Source organism: Lysinibacillus sp. FSL P4-0201, assembly GCF_038593425.1.
GTDB classification, from domain to species: domain Bacteria; phylum Bacillota; class Bacilli; order Bacillales_A; family Planococcaceae; genus Lysinibacillus; species Lysinibacillus capsici.
In genome coordinates this window covers 1,854,767-1,874,692 of sequence record NZ_CP151995.1, presented here as the reverse complement: position 1 = coordinate 1,874,692, position 19,926 = coordinate 1,854,767, and the positions used below count along the sequence as shown (strand labels likewise).

Here is a 19,926-nt window from a genome sequence, read left to right as displayed (position 1 = left end):
TCTACTAATTATTGTAAAAATTTCTCTTCAAAGAACTTCAGTTGATGTTCTAATGTGATAGGGTCATTGAAATAAAAGGCATTTGCATTCACTTCAAATAAATGACCATTTTTCACTGCTTCTAAATCTTTAAACCATGCTGCATCTGTAAAGGAATTATCTTGATCTTGGAACATACTGAAGATCACGTAGTCACCTGCATATTCCCCTAAAACTTCTTGAGAAATAGCATAGTAGCCAGGCTCTAACGCTGTTTCTTTTACTTTCTCAGGCATTTTCAAGCCCATTTCTTGATATAAAATCTCTGTTCCACGACCCCAGTTATCGCCATAAATATAGAACTGTTTATTAAAGTTCTCTGCTACTGTTACAGTCGCATCTTCACCGATTTTTTCTTTAATCTTTTTACCAGCTTCTGCTGCACGTGTTTTAAAATCTTCTACCCAAGCAGTTGCTTCTTTTTCTTTATTCACCACTTTACCGATTTCGATGAACTGCTGTAAATAGTCTACTTTACCATACGTAAATAATACAGTTGGCGCGATTTCTGCTAATTTATCAGCATTTTCAATACCATTTAAGCCAATAATTAAATCTGGTTCTAGCTCAAGAATTTTTTCAATATCTGTATTTTCAACTACAACAGCATCTTTAATCGCATCTTCGAAGTTGGGATTTTTTGCTGCCCATGCATCCACACCAACAACATTTACATCAAGCTGTAATAAGCTTCCTACAAAAGAAGATAGTACAACAACACGTTTCGGATTTGCTGGTACTTCTACAGGACCTGACTCTGATTGATATGTGATTGTTTCTGTTGAAGCTTCTTCTTTTGAGCCTTCATCAGCCTTCTCTGTTTTTTCTTCCTTACTGCCACATGCTGCAAGTACTAGCACAAGCATCATAAACATTGGTAATAGCCACTTTTTCATTGTTATTCTCCTTTTAAATGGTTTGTAATAAGTCATATGTAATGCACATTGGTTTGTTCGTTCGTGGATCTTTGCCAATAACTGCATCTATATTAAATACTTTTTTCAATACTTCTGGAACCATCACTTCTTCAGCCGTTCCGAATTTTACAAGCTCACCTTGTGAAAGCGCTACAATATAATCTGAAAAACGTGCCGCTTGATTTAAATCATGGAGGACCATGACAATCGTGCGCCCCTGTTCTTCATTCAGCCTGTAAAGTAGCTCTAAAACTTCTAGCTGATGAGCCATATCTAAATAAGTTGTCGGTTCATCTAAAAAGATAATGTCAGTTTCTTGGGCCAAGGCCATCGCAATCCATACGCGCTGACGTTGTCCACCAGATAAAGCATCTACAGATTGTAAACGGAATTCTTCTGTTTTGGTTACCTGTAAAGCCCAGCCAATAACATCTTTATCTTTTTGTGATAAATTCCCGAAGCCCTTTTGATAAGGAAATCGACCGTAGGATACAAGCTCTTCCACTGTTAAACCATGTGCACTTTCTGGACTCTGTGGTAAGATTGCCAGTTCTTTTGCTAATTCTTTTGTTTTCATCTTGGAAATATTTTGACCATCTAATATGACCTGTCCACTCTCATGCTTTAAAATCCGTGTGATAGCTTTTAACAAGGTTGATTTTCCACAACCATTTGAACCAATGATTGTCGTGATTTTGCCATCAGGAATTTGCAGCGATAAGTCATGCACAATCGTTTTATTCTCATAACCAACACGAATCGATTCAACTTCTAAACGCAAATCGGACCCTCACTTTCTTTTTACTTCTTTCCATGCTATGATATTCAAAGCTAAAAATGATAATCATTATCACTAGAATTAGTCTAGTTACCTGATAAGATTTTGTCAATTACTTTTTTACTATTTGTTAAGGATGTGGCAATAAAAATGCAGCATGTGTATGATGTGACAATTATTGGCGGTGGCCCTGCTGGCTTATATAGTGCCTTTTATAGTGGTTTACGGGGTTTAAAAACAAAATTATTAGAAAGTCAACCACAGCTTGGCGGTAAAGTATTACTTTATCCTGAAAAGCTGATATGGGATATTGGGGGACATCCTCCCGTTTTGGGTGAACAATTTGTTAAACAATTAATCGAGCAAGCCAAAACATTTGATCCTACAATTTTGACAGGTACAAAAGTAGATTTAATTGAACGTCACAATGATATTTTTGTCATTCATACAGCAGCTGGTGAAAAGCATTATTCTAAAACGGTACTGTTAGCTGTAGGTGGCGGCATTATTAGCCCTCAAAAGCTAACACTTGAGGGCGCTGAAAAATATGAAATGTCCAATCTACATTACACTGTGCAATCGTATAAACGTTTTGTCGATAAGGATATCATGATCTCAGGCGGTGGTAATGCAGCCATCGATTGGGCTGTTGAATTAAGTCCGATTGCCAAAAGCGTAACGGTTGTTTACCGCAAAGAGAATCTATCAGCACACGAAGCCACTGTACAGGAAGCACTGGATGCAGGTGTGCGCATTGAGTGTAATACAACGATTACAAAGCTTTCCGCAAATATTGATAAAACGGCTATTCAATTAGTCACATGTGAGAATACGATAACGAAGCAAAGTTATACGCGTCAAATCGATGAGGTAATCGTCAGTCATGGCTATAATCGTGAGGCGTCTCTTGCATTTGATGAGGCCATTGCCATTCCGAAAAAGGATGATTATTATGTTGAAGGAAAGGCAACAGGTGAAACAGCACAGCCAGGTATTTTTGCAGCAGGTGATATTTTATCATTTGATGGAAAAATTAATTTGCTACTTGGCACATTCCAAGATGCCGCCAATGCAGTCAATTCTATTAAAACGTATTTAGAACCAACTGCCTATCGTCATGGCATGGTGTCCTCACATAATGAGCTATTTAAAGAGAAAAATCGCTCTATTATCGAAAAGCAATTTGCACCAGCCCATTAAACCTAAATATAACCCTCTTAAGAGCCTGATCTTAAGAGGGTTTCTAGTTTTTATCTAAATAGACTTAATAACGCTCCCATCTGTCTCAACATATTTACTCCATTTGTAATCGTCCCAGCATGCCCCATAATTGTATTTAAATGATCTGGTAAATTTCCTAATCTAGGACCTTGCTGTTGTTGATTGGGAGAATAGTATGGTTGCACCATCCTACCTCGAAAAGGTGGGCCAAAATATTGCCTATTGTTTGGCGGATATGGACCTCTTCTAGCATTCGGCTGAAAATATGGCATTTATACACCCCCTATCTGAAAGCTTCTAACTAGTATATGTAAAAATTTTTATAGCGAATTAGACTTTTGAAGAAGAGGTTAAAAATAATAAGGGAACCATACTAGTTTCCCTGTCATACTATAAGAAAAAGAAGGTGGTACTATACAAGACTCTCATTATCTTACCTTTTTAGCTAAGTTCGGGGTCGGAGGCGCACATCCTGGGGGCATTAATCTATCAAAGGCTGTTTTGCAAGCGGAGAATATCGAGCAAAACACACATATTTTAGATGTGGGATGTGGTACAGGGCAAACGGCTGCTTATTTAGCATCTTCCTATCAAGCAAACGTCACAGGTCTCGATATTCAGCCCATCATGATAGAAAAGGCTCGTCAGCGAATGCATAAAGCGCGTCTACCTGTTAAACTTCTGCAAGGCTCTATTGAACAAACCTCGTTAGCGAACGAGACATTTGACTTGATTCTAGCTGAGTCGGTTCTGGCCTTTGTTAATTTGCAGCAGGCTTTGCAGGAAATTTATCGTTTATTGAAAAAAGGTGGCCGCTTCATTGCTATCGAATTTACCATTCCTCAAACACTTCGTACCGAACTTGCAGACGACCTTCAACAATTTTACGGCTTTCAGTCTCTCCTCAGGAAAAAGGATTGGGTAAGACTACTGCAACAGGCTGGTTTTTATGATATCCATATACAAAAAAACAAATCCATCTCATCCAAGCCTGAATTTCAAGTTTCCAAAGATATAGAATCCGAATTCTATAAAATCATGGATCAGCATATTGCCATGAATGAAAAATACGAAGACATTTTAGACTATCGCATCTATACCTGTACAAAATAATGAGCCGGCAGCAAAAGCGTTGCTGGTTTTTGTGCTGGCACAGCATACTTTATGACACCTGTCATCAAGATTCTTTGACTGGTGTGAATAGGTTTTCTCTTGAAATTTTCTTATCCTTAAGGTAAGAAAACAACGAAAGAGTGATCGAACTTATGCAAACACAACAAAGACTTCCCTTTATCGATATGTTAAGAGGCTTTGCCGTCTTAGGAACGCTTGGCACAAATATTTGGATTTTTGCTTATCTTGGTGATTTATCGTATATCACAACAAGTGATTATTCTGGTTGGTGGTCCTTCAATGATTTTTTACGTATGGTCGTATTATTTTTCGTTAATGGCAAGCTGCTTGGATTGTTAACAATTATGTTTGGAGTAGGCCTGCAATTAAAATATCAGCAAGCCTTACGGAGAGGTACAGCCTGGCCAGGAGTGTACCTGTGGACTATCGTCTTCTTAGGGTTAGAAGGGCTACTGCACTACACGCTTGTGATGGAGTATGATATTTTAATGAGCTATGCTGTCACAGCATTCATCGTCGCTTTTATTGTACGTTTGGGTGATAAGGTCATGACAGGAGCCTTTTATTTTTTTGGTGGCTTTCACATTCTAATGATTCTACTTATTTTTATCAGTACCTTACAAGGAGCTGGTGTTTCATTAAATGGTATGGCATCCGTTTCTGAGCTCTATGAACATGGCACATGGTTTGCGCAGGTGCAGCATCGTCTCACAAACTTTTTATTTTATCGCTCAGAAGCTATATTTATTATCCCGATGAATGTCTTTTTATTTTTACTTGGCGTGAAGTTCATGCGTAATGAGGTATTTTCACCAACAGACAAAGGACGTCAAACTCGACAAAAGCTCTTTAATATCGGTGTATTCGTTGGCTTTCCTATCAATCTGCTTATTTTTATTCCTGGTGGGCTTTTTGATTTACCTGTTCGCTATCTTTGTGCCCCTCTTCTATCCATTGGCTATATTGGAATTTTAGGTAAACTGGTAGAATATAAGAGGCTAGACTGGCTTTGGCAGCGCTTTGCTCATGTTGGTAAAATGTCTTTAAGCTGCTATGTCCTCCAAAACGTGCTTGCGTCGATTATTTTTTATGGCTGGGGGCTTGGCTTAGGTGGGCAAGTCAATAGCTTCACTGTCATTGGTATTTGGCTATCTCTATCAATCTTACAACTTGTTATAGCGTTCGCTTGGTTACAGAAATTTCAAATGGGCCCTATGGAATGGATTCGTAAAAAAGCCCTTCAAGCGATGACACAGTAATCAGCAACAAAGGATGGTGCTAGTAATAAAAATATATCCTAGAGAACAAATTAAGCATTATTTAATCATTGATGCAGCTTCTGTCATTTTCCTATTCGCATTAGTATTAGGGTCTCATTCCCTTCCCTTAGCTATGAAAATAACAGTGCTCCTTTTATACCTAATAGCCTTCTACATTGCTTTATGGCATCGAGATTGGAGGCTACTTACTGCATCTCTAGTAGCCTTTGTCCTTATCACCTTACTTAGCATAATTGTCGATCCTTTTATGCTTATTTTTGGCTTTACCTTTGCCGACTTACTAGGACGTGCAAAATCAAAATGGCATATTGCCTGTGGGATTGTAGCCATCGCTGTCATGTTTTTGACGGTTTTGTACATGACAACAGATTCCCTTTTACCAAAGGAATCACAGGTACTAGTACCGATTATGATGTTTCAACTGGTGCTCCCGATTCTCATTTATTTTGTGGAAAAGTCGAAAAATCTGCAGGCTGAGCTGGCAGACGTAAATACACAGCTTGTTCAGCAAGAGGAACGACAACGGATCGCTAGAGACCTTCATGATACAATTGGCCATACGCTCACAATGATTAAAGTAAAAACCGAACTAACGACCAAACTGATTGACCGAGATCCTTCAAGCGTGAAGCCTGAGCTACATGACATATTAGCCACTACCCGTACCGCCTTAAAACAAGTACGTGAGCTTGTGTCTGATATGAATTTTATTTCTTTGCAAACGGAGCTTATCCATTGCCAACAGCTTTTACAAAGCGCGAATATTACGACAACCCTTGACAATCAATGTCCTCAAATCGTACTTTCTAGTGTGGAGGAAACGATGCTTGCTCTATGTGTACGAGAGACGACTACGAATATTCTCAAGCATAGTCAGGCAAAAAAATGTCATTTCACCATTCAATGTTGTGCTGGACACTATACACTTGTGATGAAAGACGATGGCATCGGTTTACAGTCACAAGGACGTGGGAATGGCATCCACTCCATAAAAGAAAGAATGCATATGCTGCAAGGCTTTGCCCTGATTGAAAGTGACACACCAGTAGGCACCAGCGTCACCCTCACTCTACCAATTCAAGATGGAAAGGAGCCTCTAACATGATACGTGTATTACTAGCAGAAGACCAACAAATGTTACGTGGTGCCCTAACTTCGCTACTAGCGTTTGAGCCTGATATTGAGGTCATAGCTGAGGTTGCAGATGGACAACAAGCATGGGAATTGATCCAGCAGGAGCCACCAGATATTTGCCTAGTCGATATTGAAATGCCCCATCTATCAGGGCTTGAGCTTGCTGAAAAAATTAAACAGGCCAACCTCCCTTGCAAGGTAATGATTGTAACAACCTTTGCACGCCCTGGTTATTTGCAGAAGGCAATGGATTGCGAGGTACACGGCTATCTATTAAAAGATGAACCCATCGATTATTTAATTGCTACTATTCGAAAAATCATGCAAGGAGAAAAGGTGGTCAGCAAGGATTTAGCCGCCTCCTTATTTATGAAGGAGCAAAACCCTTTAAATGAACGAGAAATTGCGGTGCTTCAGCTAGTCAAAAAAGGCTTGACCACAAACGAAATCAGTAAGCAGTTATTTTTAACGAAGGGCACGATTCGCAATTATTTATCTACCTCTATTCAAAAGCTACAAGTTGAATCTAGACAGCAAGCCGCTCAGGTAGCAGGTGAAAAAGGCTGGCTATAAAAAAAATCTCGCCACAGCTGTGACGAGATTTTTACAATGTTAGCATAAAATACGTTCCATTTATTTAAGCTTCAAATGACAGATTCATTATTTTATTAAGCAAAAGAACGTTTATTTTCCTTGTAGAACTAAATCTGTTGCTATAGCCCAGTTGTTTAATGGGATTACAGTATAGCTGACATTTGCTTTCAACGTACCACCATTCGTTAGATCAAAAATGCCCACAGTACCTTTACGTGATGAATAACGATATTGTGCTTGCAATGTACTCCCATCACTGCCTTTTAACGCTACACTTCGGCCAGCAAGTAAATCAGATTGCGGATCGTTTCTTAATTGTAATTCAAAGGATTTTTCATCCATTGCTTTTGCTGCTTGCAGAGTGATTGGCGCGATTTCTTTCGCTACAAAGCTCCTTACATCTATTTCCGCCCATTGTGCGTACACACGGTAAGTCACACCTGGTTTTAAAACCTTGCCAGCAGGGAGTCTAAATTGAGGAGCCTGTCTGCCATCAGCTGCTTGTGTAAATGGTACATAATTAGCAACAAACTCTTCTCCCTCACTTGTTCTCACCGTCACATAGCGATCACGTAAGGAAGAAATAACATCAAAGCGTTTGCCGCTAGCATCTCGATTATGACCATCTAAGCTAAATGCTAAATCTCCACGGCCTGCGCGATAGGCTTCAATAATATTAGCATAATCTACTACGCCATCCTCCTGAAAGGATTCCAATGTAAATGTATCATTTGTGACTTGCTCCACATTGCGTACATATACCTTTTCATCTGTGCCCTCAAAAACTTTATTGCGTTGCTCTTTATAGCTCAATGTATAGATAAAATCATCTTCTTGGAATGTTGTTGGTACAATATATGTACTCTTAGAGCCTGTCATTAAGCGTGGCACATTGACAATCTCTAAATCTCCATTAAACGTAAAATGTTTTTTTATAGCATCTAAATGATTTAGGTCTACATCAGCTGCTGCTAATGGCTGATTAAATGTAATTTGTAGTGTCATTGTATTTAATGGCTTGATGTTTGTAATTTTAGCTACTTGCTCGTTTTCCGCTACTACTGCTTTATTGCTTGTCGCATCTGCATTTAATGGCTCGCCTATGGTTACTAGACCTGCTGATACTACGGATAAAGCCAATGCTGCTGGGACAATACGTTTTCTTAATTTCATTTGTTGAACTCTCCTTTATGGTGTAATTTGGTTTACAAAATTTATCATAAAGTCCATATCTAAACTGCTAATAAATAAACTATTAAAAAAGAATTAAAAAATAGGAAAAATAATTTAAGAACAAAAAACTGTAGAGAGCCGTCTCTACAGTTTGCATGTTGTTGAAAAAAGATGATGTCAACGCCAGAAAAAGCAACTTTGCAAGGTGAGGGGTTGATTTCCGTTCCGCCAGCGTCCTTTCCAGGGGGCGTCCGATGAGCCGCTTCACTCACTTACGTTCGCTCCAGGGTCTCCTCTGTGACGCTAAATCCCCTAGGAGTGACGCTGGCTCCACTCCAATCAACCATTCTGCAAAGTGTCTTTACTTTTTTATAGTAACAAATCGTCCATTAACTGTATTCTTAGAGGGGATAAGTTCTTATTTTCAATGTGGAGAAGTGAAGCATGACAACACCTCTTCATAAAGAGTAGTGAACACCTTCACTTTATTTGAAAATCTTTGCTAATAAGTTAGTGGGTTGAAGTGGAAGGCTGCTTGACTCCCGTGGGATAGCAAGACAGGCGAAACTCTAAACGGAGCGGTAGCGGAGGAAGTGATTCGGCGCTCGCCCACAGGAAAGCAAGTAGCCTGCAACGGAAATCCATTTCTACCTTTCAATTGACTGTTTTGTTTTTCAACACTAAGAAAACTGTAGAGAGCCGTCTCTACAGTTTGGGTTACTTTGCGCCTGCTGCAAGTAGAATTTGTTCGATTGCTTTAAATCCTCGTTGTTTTGCATGTTGCAGAGGTGTCACGTTATTTTGATCGGGAATATTTACATCAGCACCATGTTCAATTAGTCGTTGTATTACGGTTTGCTGTGTTGGATTGCCGTTATTTAAGACAATCGCCTCCATCAGGGCTGTCCAGCCTAAATGATTCACATGATTGACGTCAATATCGGTATTGCTCAATAGCTCCTCGATGACCTCCACATGACCATGCTCTGCTGCTGGTATGAGTGCTGTTCCCCCATATCGATTTAAAATAGTCGGATCAGCACCAGCTTGAATGGTCATCTTTAAAATAGCCAGATAGCCCTCCGCACCTGCATAGAGAAATGGCGTATTTTGCTGATTATCCTGAATATTAACATCTGCTCCTGCATCTATTAATAATTTAACTGCCTCTATATCCTGATTATAGGTAGCTATCATCAAAGCTGTTCGATTATTTGAATCTTGTACATTGATGTCCCCTTTTTGTTTCAAAGCATGTTGAAGCCCATCGATATCTCCCCTTTCAGCTGCATTGAGCAACTCACTCGCCCATTCTGTTCCCACCACTTCACTCCCACCTTTATCATGCTGTATTGTTTCTGTATCAATTGAGGCACACCCTTGAAGTAAAAATGTTAATGCAATGATAACTGCCTGCCTTTTTTTCAATTTTAATACACCGCCTTTCTTTCCTCAGTGTAAGCGGTAATGCTAAATTGCCCATTAACGAATTCTTAAAAAAGTCTAAAAAAACTACCCCGCCACAAGGACGAGGTAGTTTTACTTAAACATTGAAGCGATAGCCTGCACCCCATACTGTTTCCAAAAACTTGGGATGCGCTGGCTCTCGTTCAATTTTTTCACGTAGCTTTCGTATATGAACAGTGACAGTCGAAACGTCTGCAGCTGATTCATAGCCCCAGTTTCGCTCATATAGCTGTTCCTTACTTAATACTTGATTGGGGTGTCTAACAAAAAAGACAAGTAAATCAAATTCCTTCGTTGTAAAGGCAATCTCCTCACCATTAACAAACACCTTTCTAGCCGAAGTATCGATTGTAATACCATGAATGGACATCATATGATTTGTTTGTTGATGGGTCGCCAGACGCTCATATCTCGACAAATGGGCCTTGACCCTTGCCACTAATTCACTCGGACTAAATGGTTTTGTAATATAATCATCCGCTCCTAGTCCAAGACCACGAATTTTATCAATATCCTCCTTTTTAGCTGAAACAAATAAAATGGGAATATTGTGTACTGCTCGAATCTGTTTACAAATGTCAAAGCCACTTATCCCTGGTAGCATGATATCCAAAATGATTAAATCATAATTACCTTTAAGTGCCTGCTGTAGCCCATCCTCTCCATGATGTTGGATATCTACTGTAAAGCCATTAATCTCTAAATAATCTCGTTGAAGCTCAGCTATGCTCACTTCGTCTTCAATTAGCAGAATTTTTTTCATGATGATTCACCTTCTCCTCAGCCTTTTTCAATGAAATGAATATGCTCGTCCCCTTTGCTAATTCACTCTTTGCCCAAATATCGCCACCCATTTCAACAACGATTTGTTTTGCAATGGCTAACCCTAAGCCACTGCCTCCTGTTTGCGAATTACGTGAAGGCTCCGCACGGTAAAATCGATCAAAAATATAGGGCAATGCGACAGGATCAATGCCTGCACCATTATCTGTTACCTGAATAATCGCATCCTCTGCTCGCTCATGCAAGGAAATAATGATTTGCTTATATGGCTTATCCATATATTTTTCGCTATTACTTAAAAGGTTCGTCAGGACACGTCTTAATTTATCTCGGTCCACCATTGCCAAAAGCGGCGAGCCTGCTGATAGATATTGTAAATGAATATCTCGTGCAATAAAATCAAAGCTTGCATCCTCTACATAATCATGCATATATTGGTGGAGATTGATGCTTTCCAATTGGAAGGGAATCTTTTTTAAATCCAATTTAGAAAATAAGAATAGCTCATCAATTAATACATCCATATCCTTTGCCTTTGTATAGATAGTTGTTAAATATTTATCCATCTTTTCCTCTGTATTTGCCACACCATCTTTAATGCCCTCCACATAGCCGATAATGGAAGTCATCGGCGTTTTTAAATCATGGGAGATATTGGAGATGAGCTCCTTTCGATTTTCCTCATATTGAAGCTGAAGCTGGATAGATTCTTTTAATTTGACTCTCATTTCCTCGAATGACCGATTCAGCTGACCAATTTCATCCTTCGAGTGGGTCGCAATTTCAAAATCCAAGTCGCCCGATTTAATTCGTTCTGCCCCTTCCTTTAATGCCGAAATTGGTTTAATAATACTTCTTGATACTAAATAATTTAAAAAGCCAATGATCATCATAAACAGGACAAATAAAATACCTAAAAGAATCGGTAGCAGTTCCCTCGTTACCTCTGCATGGGAACTAACCTCTCTCAATACGAAAATACTGCCCTCTGTTTGATCTGGAAAATAAAAATCAAATTTAACATACGTATAAAAGGCTCGATTTATCATGATGGTGTCACGAGAATTAATATTGGTCTCTTCAAAGCTAGGTAAGCTTTGAAGCAATAATTGTTTATGCTCTTTCTGTGTTGAATACACGATTTGATGATCTTTTCGTACCACAATCTCTATCGAAGGCGCATTGATTTGTTCAAGCTGTTCGAGATCTAAAAGCTGCTGGGGACTTTTTTTAGCTAGTAATTTTAAATCTAGAAACGCATTTTCCTCTACTGTCGTCAAAGGCTTTTGGACATAAGATTTTTTATAAAAATGCTCAATCGCTTTGACATCACCTGTAATGGCAAAGGAAAAAAGAAAAACCGCTGCTAGTAATAGTGTGATGGCAATGATGATGACACCCACATAAGATAGCAAAAACCTTGTTTTTATTGACATCTACATACCCCCATAAGCTGAAACTACTAGCAATGTACCATACAAATCTTAAAACTTTATAAAATCATGCTGAAAAATCTATAAACATTTTTGCCGCTTCAGTATAGTATTGCGTTCCTATAAATGAAATAAACAAAAAAAGATACGGCACAAACCCGCTGTGCCGTATCATCTTTGCTTTATTTAGTTTCTTGTGCTCTTAGCTTCTTCTTTGTTTGCCAACCTAAAAGGATAAATTCAATTACTACCACAGCGATTAATGACGCACCAAATAGCGGCATCATAATCCCTAATATGACAAGGAAAATGATGAATGGCATGGATATTTTATGAGAAATTTGCGGTGGTGCAGACAGCTCCCCTTTTTTTCTACGTAAAATCCAAGTGCGAATGCCCCACACGATTACGGCTAAAAAGGCTAGACAAACCACTAAGTTTAAAAGCTTATTCGGCCAGCCGAATAAATGCCCCTCATGTAATGGTATTCCCCATGTAAAGAATTTAGCTAATGGGCCATAATCGTCATAATTCACTTGATCGATAAACTTGCCACTATACTGATCAAAATACATTGTGGCTTCCGCTGTAGGTTTTACATCTAGCCCTGTTACACCAGAATTACTAGCCTTCGCCACTGTATAGACGCCCTCACCGTTTGACGGATAAATTATAGAGTAAGGCTTAGCAATGTTCATCGAATTGATTTCTTTTTCAAGCTGAGCAATCGTCATTTGGCTATCGTTCGTATAACGGACAGCTCCACCGCCATGATGTTGGGCATGTTCTCCTTCTGATGTCGGTGCCTCTAATTGACGAGTGGCCCATGGTATTTCAGAGACATCAGATGTTGGTGGCTTTTGTTGGAGTAATGGATACCCAAAAGTAGGATTTTCTGACGCTATATCTGCAAGCATGGAACCTTGAAAAGCAGACCATAATAGCCCAGTCGAAATGAACATCACCATTGGAATGGTAATGATTGTCCCAACAAGTGCATGCAATCTCTTACTTTTTTGCCTCTTATTCTCCAACTTGCCCTTCTTTAGGTGATTACCTTTGAATGTCATATAAAGACCTGACAGTAATAAAAAGATCGTCCAACAAGCTGCTAGCTCTACTAAATAGTTTACAAAGGTACCACCAATAAAGAGAGAGCTATGGGTATTTCGCATAATATTTGAAAATGTATAATCGGCATCCTGACTACCAACCATTTGATTGTGATCGTCTAAAAATACGTACTTTTGTTTAGTGCCATTTGATAAAGTTAAACGCGTATTATAAGGCTCCTCTAACATAATCACTTTTGTAGTAGAGTATCCTGAAAATGCCGCCTCCGCTTTTTCCACGGCCTCATCAATTGTTAAGACCTCTTCCTTATGGCTCTCACCAAAGAAATAATCGTCATATAAGCGATTTTCTACATCTGTAAAAAACAAATAACCAATCCCACTTAATGTGAGAGACAGCAATAAAGGCGTAATAAAAAGTGCTGCGAAAAAATGTAGCCGCCAAAATCTAGAATAAAGCAAATTTTTCATATTTAATCTCCAATCTCTCTATTTATAGCAGATTAATTATATAAATAAAAAGTGAAATATGAATGAAGTCCTAAAGGCAGTTTTATGACAAACAAATGTATTCCAATTGGTATTATATTATTAAGGTAGCCAAAAAAATCATAGCCAAACCTCAAGTTCGGATATGATTTCAATAAATTACAAATTCATATTTACAAGAATTTTACATTGGCTACGATCCTTTGTTAAAGCTTCAAAGCCTTTTTCCACGATATCCTCTAAAGCAATTTGGCTTGTGATAACAGCTTGTCCATCAATTACACCACGAGCAAGTAATCGAATCACTTCAGGGAAAATATTCACATAGGCAAACGAGCCACTGATTTTTACCTCTGGAGAAACCACCGCATTAGGGTTAAATTCTACAGGTCTTTCCCAAACGCTGACGATTTTAAATTCGCCACCTGGATGAACAGCACTAACACCGCTTGTAAATGTTGCTTGCACACCTGCTGCATCATACGCAACATCTACCCCACCAGTTGTTTTTTCACGTATAAACGCTACAGCATCCGTATCAATTGGATTAATGACATACGTTGCGCCTAATTCAAGTGCTTTTTGGCGTCGTTCATCGGATACCTCTACGACAAAAATTTCACTTGCTCCCGCAGCCTTCACAGCCTGCAAGACCAATAAACCAATAGGACCCGCACCAAAAATAGCAGCTGTATCGCCTAGCTTTAATTGACTTTGACGCACTGCATGTACCGCTACTGCTGTAGGTTCAACAAGTGCGCCTAGCTCTAGGCTCATATTGTCAGGAAGAAGGTGAATATTTTCTTCTTGTACAACTGCATATTCTGCAAATCCGCCAGAAATTGTATAGCCATAAGATTGACCACGTTTACATAAGTTGGAATAGCCACGTCGACAATTATCACATTTACCACATGGAATTGGTGGCTCCACTGCCACACGATCTCCTACTTTTGTCTGTGTAACGCCTTTTGCAACCTCTACAACGACACCTGCAAATTCATGCCCTAATACGGGTTGTGTACGGAATGCATAAGCCCCACCAACATATTCATGTAAATCACTACCACAAATTCCAGCAAAGGCAACTTTTACTTTCACCATGCCTGGCTCTAGTGCTGGCAGTTGTGCCTCCTCTACTCGAATATCTTTTACACCGTAAAATTTTGCTGCTTTCATTCTATTACCTTCTTTTTATAAGTTTGTTTGAAGACCATGTAACACGAAGTTCACTGCAAGCTCCGCAATCTGATCGGGTGTTGCTTGTAATGAAGAACGGTTTAAAAAGGGATTGTTCAACGAATACATTAACGTTCCCATAATAAAGTTCAGTGCAACATCAAGTGACTCGAAGTAAATGGTCTGTTGCTCCTGACAAGCCAATAAAATTGTCCGAAGTTGCTCCCAGGAAGGTAAAAACACATCCTTTAGCATCTCAAGCCTAGGACTATTCATGACTATTTCTTGCTGTAATATATCAATTAACTCATGCTCCTGGATTCGGTAAAGAACAAAGTTACGACAAAAGCTACGAAGCGCACCGATTGAATCTTGAACGTCATAATGAGCATTCATAAAGGTGTGGCGTAGCGGTTCAAATAATGCATTAAAGACATTTTCCTTGCCACCAAAATGATAGGAAACAAGTGCAAGTGACACATCTGCTTCTTCACAAATTTGTCTCACCGTGGTGCCATCAAAGCCCCTTGATGAAAACAAGGTTTTTGCCGCTTGTAAAATTTGATCCTTTACCTCTTTATTTTTTTCTTTTTGATCGATAGTTCTCACCTCTTTTTTGAACAAACGTTCAAAACAATTGTTCAACGAAATTTTACGCCTACTATTATTAATTGTCAAAGCATGCGCTTATTAAAAAATGGCTACTTCGTTTTTCGAAGTAGCCAAACATATTCTATCCTCTTAATTCTTTCAAAACATTTGCGTATGCTGCTAAAATAGATTGCTCATGTGAAGCATCATGCCCAACATATTGTTCGACAAGCTCCTTTAAGGGTTTAGGCTCTTGCATAATTTCAAATTTGAATAAGCTTTCATAGTACTCAACAACTTGTGGATTCATGTGGACCGCTCCTTTAATTTTTTCCATAAAAAAACATCTTTCCCTCATCAGAAAGATGTCTACTATGACAAATACACGACATAATACGGTGATTGCCAGATGGAAAGAAGCTTTCTATTAAACATAGAAGCACCCTTTTTAGCAATCATCGTACTATGAGCATGCAGGAGAAATTCTCTAGTCACACTCAACACCCCCTATCCGCGTAGGTTTTTTGGCTGTACTAGATAAAGGCAGGTCTCCTGGCTTATGTTCATCACACCTTTCACCTTCCCATTACGACTCGTAACAGTGGCCTTTTGAAATGTGCTCCCATTTACAGTTGCGGGACAGCGTCGGATTCACACCGATCTTCCCTTTTAAACAAATTAAAAAATCTAATTTGTACCTCTATCCTATTATTCCGTTTTTATTATTATACCATAGTATTAAATCTTAACAGAATAGAAATGTTGGGCTTTTGAAGTTCTAAAGATTAGATTTAGAGCTCTATCCCTCTCTTTTGAGGTTTTATCCACTTGATTTGAAGCGCTATCCTCCACTTTTAAAGTTCTATCCACCAGTTTAAACTCTATCCTTCCATTTGATGATTCTATCCTCTACTTTTGAAGTTCTATCCGCCAGTTTAAATTCTATCCTCCACTTTTAAAGTTCTATCCACCAGTTTAAACTCTATCCTTCCATTTGATGATTCTATCCTCTACTTTTGAAGTTCTATCCGCCAGTTTAAATTCTATCCTCCACTTTTGAAGTTCTATCCGCCAGTTTAAACTCTATCCTTCCATTTGATGATTCTATCCGCCAGTTTTAGAATTCTATCCTTCACTTTTGAAATTCTATCCGCTAGTTTAAACTCTATCCTTCCATTTGATGATTCTATCCGCCAGTTTTAGAATCCTATCCTCTACTTTTGAAGTTCTTTCCGCTAGTTTAAATTCTATCCTCCCATCCATTTCAAATATATAGAAATTACTCTATAATTAAGAAAAAAAGGGGGCGGTCTGAGATGATAATGGGTTTACATCATGTGCAAATTACAATTCCGAAAGGTTGTGAGGAGCAAGGGAAGGATTTTTATTGTCATGTCTTAGGACTTCAAGAATTAGAGAAGCCTGACTCTCTCAAAGGACGTGGGGGATTTTGGTTACAGCTTGGTCAACAGGAGGTCCATGTAGGGACAGAGGATGGCTTCGATCGTTTGACCACAAAGACTCATATTGCATATCAAGTAGTGGATATTCAGTATTGGCGGAAGAAACTCGCAGCTCATCAAATCAAGATACTCGATTCTGTGCCTATTCCTCATTACGAGCGTTTTGAATTCCGTGATCCCTTTGGTAATCGTGTAGAAATGATACAGAAAATCGTGTAGGCTGCCTCGTTTTGGGGCAGCTTTTTTCATGGAATTGTTCCATATTACATCTTACTGAAACATTTGTAATAAAACTGTAAATTCCCTTGATAAAGCCTTTTATAGCAAGTGTTGAAGCCCTCCCTTCAGTTACCCTGGTAACATTTACCGCCCAGAAGCCCTACTTTTTCATGCTACGATTATTTCCATGGCAAAGGTATACAGGAGAAATCCTACTAGATGCTTTAGGAGGTTACACAACATGAATAAACGATTTTTATCTACAACACTTGCATTAACAATTGGATTTAGTTCATTTGGAATGGTGCAAACAGCGATCCAGCCAATACAAGTAGAGGCTGCGACAACAAATGCTCAGAACAACGCACAGTCGGTAGCTGCAAAAGCAGACCAATTAATTCAGACTGGTAAAAGCTTAATGGGGCAAGCAACATACAGCAATTCGGTTTACAAGCCTACATACCCATACAAATTTTCTTGTGCTTCATTTTTAATGTACATCTTCGAGAAAAACGGGGTAGACCTTGGTACGTATAATGAAAATTATATGATTCAGCAAGGGACTTATGTAGCGAGAAACCAATTACAAAAAGGCGATTTAGTGTTCTTTAAAAGTAAAAAAACGGGAACTGATCCCGATCATGTCGGTATGTATATTGGCGACAATAAAATCATCCATATGGCTGATACCAAACAAAATATAGTTATCTCTGATTTAAATAGTAAGCCGTATTATAAAGAAAACTATGTATCGGCACGTAGAGTATTACCTACTCTGCTATCAGCCAACCCTGCAACAAAAGGCGATAAAATTGTTGAGAATGCGCTGACTTATAAAAATAAAGTATCGATTAGCTCGACAACAAATGAGTCAAGTCTACGCTTTACCGCTCCAGCATTTGTCGATTTCATCTACCGTAAAAGTGGCGTTAAACTCGGATCAACTTCTTTAAGCGGTTTAATGAGCAAAGGATCAACTGTAGCGCGTGCTAATTTGAAAAAGGGTGATTTAGTCTTCTTTAATAGTGTGAAAGGTTCAAAAAAACCTTCTCTTGTAGGGATTTATGCAGGCGATCACCGTATCATCATCCCTAATTCCGATGGTGTCATGACAAGAGTATTATTTGTTGATTATTATGCTCAACACTATATTACTGCGAAGCGCGTTATCTCTACTAAATAACTCTACGCCCTGTTAAGTGCACTGACTTTTACAAGTACAGGTTTTACTTACTATGTCTTTAAGAAACATGGTATTGAGTTGAAGAATAAATTAGCAAACACAAGCTTTAGTTGGTAAACGTATTCAAAAATCTCAGTTTCAAAAAGTAGATTTATTATTCATCTCTACCAATAGAAATCACACAAACGAGGATCTATTATAGGGAGTAATCAATATATTAATATGACAACGAACTGTTGTGAAACAAAGTTTAAGCATAACATGGGCACAAAAGTTTGTAACAGCTCGGCGTGTTTTAAAATAAGTAAGAATTGGGTGTCTCATTCATTTTGAGACACCCTTTTTCTATGCGTTTTTTAGTTTATTGGCAAATTCAATCATGGATCTACTAGACATCGGTCCCTTAATTAAAACTATCGTGTCCGCATCTAGCTTTGGTTTCAATAATTCTAAAACGCCTGCTACCTCTTTAAACGTATGAACCTCTGCGCTGGTTCCATCCTTTTGCGCTTGATCGGCAATCTTCTCTGCCCTTTTGCCGATGGTAATCAATGTATCGATCTTTCTTACTGCTACCATGGAGCCGATTTCGCGATGATATTTTTCTTCAAAATTGCCTAATCGCTTTATATCCCCTAAAACAAGAATGACCTTTTTGTCTTTTCCCACCGTATCTAGCACTTTTAAGGCTGCCTCTACAGATGTTGGGTTATTTGTCCATGTATCATCAATAATCGTACTGTCACCAAGTCCTGTCGTAAATTCTAAATGTCTTGCCATCTGTTTAAATGTTCTTAGTCCTGCGATTGCCTGACGAATGGTCAGCCCCATTTCATGGCTAGCTGCAATCGCGGCTAAGGCATTATAGACCTGATGCTCTCCATAGCCTGGGACAAACACATTGTATGTTTCATCCGCTACCTCTAAAACAAACTTCATGCCCGTATTGGCAAACTCCACTTTCGAAGCCTTGTAATCTGCCGTATCCTGTAAGCCAAACTTGATAATCTTCCCTTTAAATCTTTTCAATGAGATTTTTTTAGTATTGGCATCATCAGCATTGATGATTAACGTGCCATCTTCTTTAATGCCTTCCACAATTTCTGCCTTGGCCTTAATATAGCCCTCCAAATTGAGACAGCCATCTAGATGATGCACACCAATGTTTGTAATGATGCCAATAGTTGGCTGATAGATCATACATTGATGTTTAATATTCCCCGTATTCCCTAAGCCTAATTCAAAGATAGCGGCTTGTGTTTTATCGTCAATGCCTGTTAAATAAGGTAATGATTGCCTTGGCTCGTTTTTACTACTGATGGATGCTTGCACTTGCCAATGCTTACTAGCAATATGTTTTAACATCTCTTTTGTCGTTGTTTTCCCACAAGTTCCTGTTAAAGCCACAACGGGAATTTCAAAGAGCCCACGATAATATTCGATAAATGTCCAATATGCCTGTGCAACACTTTTCACTTGTAAAACGGTTGTATTCTCCAGTGCATTTTTTAACTCTGTAGACGGTTTATCGGATATGATAAGAGACGGACCTTTCCGATCAATCTCTTGCCAATTGATTTGATCGTTTCGACTAACAAACAGGAGCGAATGGCTCTTTGTTAAATCATGCCGATTATAGTAGATCGCCTGCTTAACAGACCATTGTTCAGATCCGTGAATGAGCTTTCCCTGTAGGACATTCCTAAGTTTCTGCACACTAATGGATTGCAAGTGTACTACGCCTCCTCTCTTTATCAATCTTGTAGATGACTTATT

20 protein-coding genes and 1 riboswitch are annotated in these 19,926 nt (G+C 38.8%); of the genes, 7 read left to right on the top strand and 13 right to left on the bottom strand.

Going from position 1 to position 19,926, the window contains the following annotated elements; all coding sequences use genetic code 11:
- Positions 1–8 precede the first annotated feature (8 nt).
- Together MKY76_RS09125 and MKY76_RS09120 are read right to left on the bottom strand one after the other, a co-directional pair.
- Positions 9–935: an iron-hydroxamate ABC transporter substrate-binding protein gene (locus tag MKY76_RS09125; RefSeq protein WP_048390303.1), complete on the bottom strand. Its 927-nt coding sequence runs from the start codon at positions 933–935 to the stop codon at positions 9–11.
- Between the two features lie 13 nt (positions 936–948).
- Positions 949–1,737, bottom strand: coding sequence for an ABC transporter ATP-binding protein (locus MKY76_RS09120; protein WP_048390300.1), 789 nt, complete (start codon positions 1,735–1,737; stop codon positions 949–951).
- 147 nt (positions 1,738–1,884) lie between these two features.
- Between MKY76_RS09120 and MKY76_RS09115 the strand changes: the two genes are divergently transcribed.
- Positions 1,885–2,934: an NAD(P)/FAD-dependent oxidoreductase gene (locus tag MKY76_RS09115; RefSeq protein ID WP_131519845.1), complete on the top strand. Its 1,050-nt coding sequence runs from the start codon at positions 1,885–1,887 to the stop codon at positions 2,932–2,934.
- A gap of 50 nt (positions 2,935–2,984) precedes the next feature.
- Here the strand turns inward: MKY76_RS09115 and MKY76_RS09110 are convergent, their stop codons facing one another.
- Complete coding sequence (locus MKY76_RS09110; protein WP_004229360.1) at positions 2,985–3,227, bottom strand: hypothetical protein; 243 nt, start codon at positions 3,225–3,227, stop codon at positions 2,985–2,987.
- 208 nt (positions 3,228–3,435) lie between these two features.
- Between MKY76_RS09110 and MKY76_RS09105 the strand changes: the two genes are divergently transcribed.
- The 4 genes from MKY76_RS09105 (at position 3,436) to MKY76_RS09090 (ending at position 7,076) form a co-directional block, all read left to right on the top strand.
- Positions 3,436–4,068 carry a methyltransferase domain-containing protein gene (locus tag MKY76_RS09105; protein ID WP_312143633.1) on the top strand — a complete coding sequence of 211 codons (633 nt, stop codon included), beginning with the start codon at positions 3,436–3,438 and terminating at the stop codon, positions 4,066–4,068.
- Positions 4,069–4,220: 152 nt separating this feature from the next.
- Positions 4,221–5,348 (top strand): DUF418 domain-containing protein, encoded by a 1,128-nt coding sequence (locus MKY76_RS09100; protein ID WP_103117842.1) that lies wholly within the window; start codon positions 4,221–4,223, stop codon positions 5,346–5,348.
- A gap of 13 nt (positions 5,349–5,361) precedes the next feature.
- Positions 5,362–6,474, top strand: coding sequence for a sensor histidine kinase (locus MKY76_RS09095; protein WP_115673960.1), 1,113 nt, complete (start codon positions 5,362–5,364; stop codon positions 6,472–6,474).
- Positions 6,471–7,076 carry a response regulator transcription factor gene (locus MKY76_RS09090; RefSeq protein ID WP_004229368.1) on the top strand — a complete coding sequence of 202 codons (606 nt, stop codon included), beginning with the start codon at positions 6,471–6,473 and terminating at the stop codon, positions 7,074–7,076. Before MKY76_RS09095 ends, MKY76_RS09090 begins: the two co-directional genes overlap by 4 nt.
- A 111-nt stretch (positions 7,077–7,187) precedes the next feature.
- On the opposite strand, the gene MKY76_RS09085 is transcribed toward MKY76_RS09090, so the two are convergent.
- The 9 genes from MKY76_RS09085 to MKY76_RS09045 all read right to left on the bottom strand — a co-directional run bounded on the left by MKY76_RS09085 (position 7,188) and on the right by MKY76_RS09045 (position 15,780).
- Positions 7,188–8,270: a hypothetical protein gene (locus MKY76_RS09085; RefSeq protein ID WP_342557688.1), complete on the bottom strand. Its 1,083-nt coding sequence runs from the start codon at positions 8,268–8,270 to the stop codon at positions 7,188–7,190.
- Positions 8,271–8,987: 717 nt separating this feature from the next.
- Positions 8,988–9,698 carry an ankyrin repeat domain-containing protein gene (locus MKY76_RS09080; RefSeq protein ID WP_081011066.1) on the bottom strand — a complete coding sequence of 237 codons (711 nt, stop codon included), beginning with the start codon at positions 9,696–9,698 and terminating at the stop codon, positions 8,988–8,990.
- Positions 9,699–9,813: 115 nt separating this feature from the next.
- Positions 9,814–10,500, bottom strand: coding sequence for a response regulator transcription factor (locus MKY76_RS09075; RefSeq protein ID WP_048390285.1), 687 nt, complete (start codon positions 10,498–10,500; stop codon positions 9,814–9,816).
- Positions 10,478–11,956, bottom strand: coding sequence for a HAMP domain-containing sensor histidine kinase (locus tag MKY76_RS09070; RefSeq protein ID WP_103117839.1), 1,479 nt, complete (start codon positions 11,954–11,956; stop codon positions 10,478–10,480). Before MKY76_RS09070 ends, MKY76_RS09075 begins: the two co-directional genes overlap by 23 nt.
- Before the next feature lie 179 nt (positions 11,957–12,135).
- Positions 12,136–13,497, bottom strand: a complete 1,362-nt coding sequence (locus MKY76_RS09065; RefSeq protein ID WP_342557687.1) for a PepSY domain-containing protein — start codon at positions 13,495–13,497, stop codon at positions 12,136–12,138.
- Between the two features lie 177 nt (positions 13,498–13,674).
- A complete protein-coding gene (locus tag MKY76_RS09060; RefSeq protein WP_257961304.1) occupies positions 13,675–14,694 on the bottom strand; it encodes a 2,3-butanediol dehydrogenase in 1,020 nt (339 codons plus the stop codon).
- Between the two features lie 15 nt (positions 14,695–14,709).
- Positions 14,710–15,339: a TetR/AcrR family transcriptional regulator gene (locus tag MKY76_RS09055; protein WP_231595547.1), complete on the bottom strand. Its 630-nt coding sequence runs from the start codon at positions 15,337–15,339 to the stop codon at positions 14,710–14,712.
- A gap of 88 nt (positions 15,340–15,427) precedes the next feature.
- Positions 15,428–15,595, bottom strand: a complete 168-nt coding sequence (locus MKY76_RS09050) for a hypothetical protein (RefSeq protein WP_167444835.1) — start codon at positions 15,593–15,595, stop codon at positions 15,428–15,430.
- A gap of 62 nt (positions 15,596–15,657) precedes the next feature.
- Entirely contained in the window at positions 15,658–15,780 is a 123-nt protein-coding gene (locus MKY76_RS09045) for a hypothetical protein (RefSeq protein ID WP_004229388.1), read from the bottom strand.
- A gap of 29 nt (positions 15,781–15,809) precedes the next feature.
- Positions 15,810–16,002: riboswitch (cobalamin riboswitch) on the bottom strand.
- A 599-nt stretch (positions 16,003–16,601) separates the two neighbouring features.
- On the opposite strand from MKY76_RS09045, the gene MKY76_RS09040 reads away from it, so the two are divergent.
- Both MKY76_RS09040 and MKY76_RS09035 read left to right on the top strand, forming a co-directional pair.
- Positions 16,602–16,967, top strand: coding sequence for a VOC family protein (locus MKY76_RS09040; protein ID WP_342557686.1), 366 nt, complete (start codon positions 16,602–16,604; stop codon positions 16,965–16,967).
- A 241-nt stretch (positions 16,968–17,208) separates the two neighbouring features.
- Positions 17,209–18,150, top strand: coding sequence for an NlpC/P60 family protein (locus MKY76_RS09035; protein ID WP_342557685.1), 942 nt, complete (start codon positions 17,209–17,211; stop codon positions 18,148–18,150).
- Between the two features lie 345 nt (positions 18,151–18,495).
- Here the strand turns inward: MKY76_RS09035 and murF are convergent, their stop codons facing one another.
- Positions 18,496–19,881 (bottom strand): UDP-N-acetylmuramoyl-tripeptide--D-alanyl-D-alanine ligase, encoded by a 1,386-nt coding sequence (gene murF / locus MKY76_RS09030; protein ID WP_048390276.1) that lies wholly within the window; start codon positions 19,879–19,881, stop codon positions 18,496–18,498.
- Positions 19,882–19,926 lie beyond the last annotated feature (45 nt).

Excerpts from the sequence above, each read along its gene's own strand:
- MKY76_RS09100 (WP_103117842.1), top strand. The coding sequence starts at position 4,221 with ATGCAAACACAACAAAGACTTCCCTTTATCGATATGTTAAGAGGCTTT.
- MKY76_RS09035 (WP_342557685.1), top strand. The coding sequence starts at position 17,209 with ATGAATAAACGATTTTTATCTACAACACTTGCATTAACAATTGGATTT.
- MKY76_RS09125 (WP_048390303.1), bottom strand. The coding sequence starts at position 935 with ATGAAAAAGTGGCTATTACCAATGTTTATGATGCTTGTGCTAGTACTT.
- MKY76_RS09060 (WP_257961304.1), bottom strand. The coding sequence starts at position 14,694 with ATGAAAGCAGCAAAATTTTACGGTGTAAAAGATATTCGAGTAGAGGAG.
- MKY76_RS09075 (WP_048390285.1), bottom strand. The coding sequence starts at position 10,500 with ATGAAAAAAATTCTGCTAATTGAAGACGAAGTGAGCATAGCTGAGCTT.
- MKY76_RS09050 (WP_167444835.1), bottom strand. The coding sequence starts at position 15,595 with ATGAATCCACAAGTTGTTGAGTACTATGAAAGCTTATTCAAATTTGAA.
- MKY76_RS09110 (WP_004229360.1), bottom strand. The coding sequence starts at position 3,227 with ATGCCATATTTTCAGCCGAATGCTAGAAGAGGTCCATATCCGCCAAAC.
- MKY76_RS09115 (WP_131519845.1), top strand. The coding sequence starts at position 1,885 with ATGCAGCATGTGTATGATGTGACAATTATTGGCGGTGGCCCTGCTGGC.
- MKY76_RS09090 (WP_004229368.1), top strand. The coding sequence starts at position 6,471 with ATGATACGTGTATTACTAGCAGAAGACCAACAAATGTTACGTGGTGCC.
- MKY76_RS09065 (WP_342557687.1), bottom strand. The coding sequence starts at position 13,497 with ATGAAAAATTTGCTTTATTCTAGATTTTGGCGGCTACATTTTTTCGCA.
- MKY76_RS09085 (WP_342557688.1), bottom strand. The coding sequence starts at position 8,270 with ATGAAATTAAGAAAACGTATTGTCCCAGCAGCATTGGCTTTATCCGTA.
- MKY76_RS09095 (WP_115673960.1), top strand. The coding sequence starts at position 5,362 with ATGGTGCTAGTAATAAAAATATATCCTAGAGAACAAATTAAGCATTAT.
- MKY76_RS09040 (WP_342557686.1), top strand. The coding sequence starts at position 16,602 with ATGATAATGGGTTTACATCATGTGCAAATTACAATTCCGAAAGGTTGT.
- MKY76_RS09070 (WP_103117839.1), bottom strand. The coding sequence starts at position 11,956 with ATGTCAATAAAAACAAGGTTTTTGCTATCTTATGTGGGTGTCATCATC.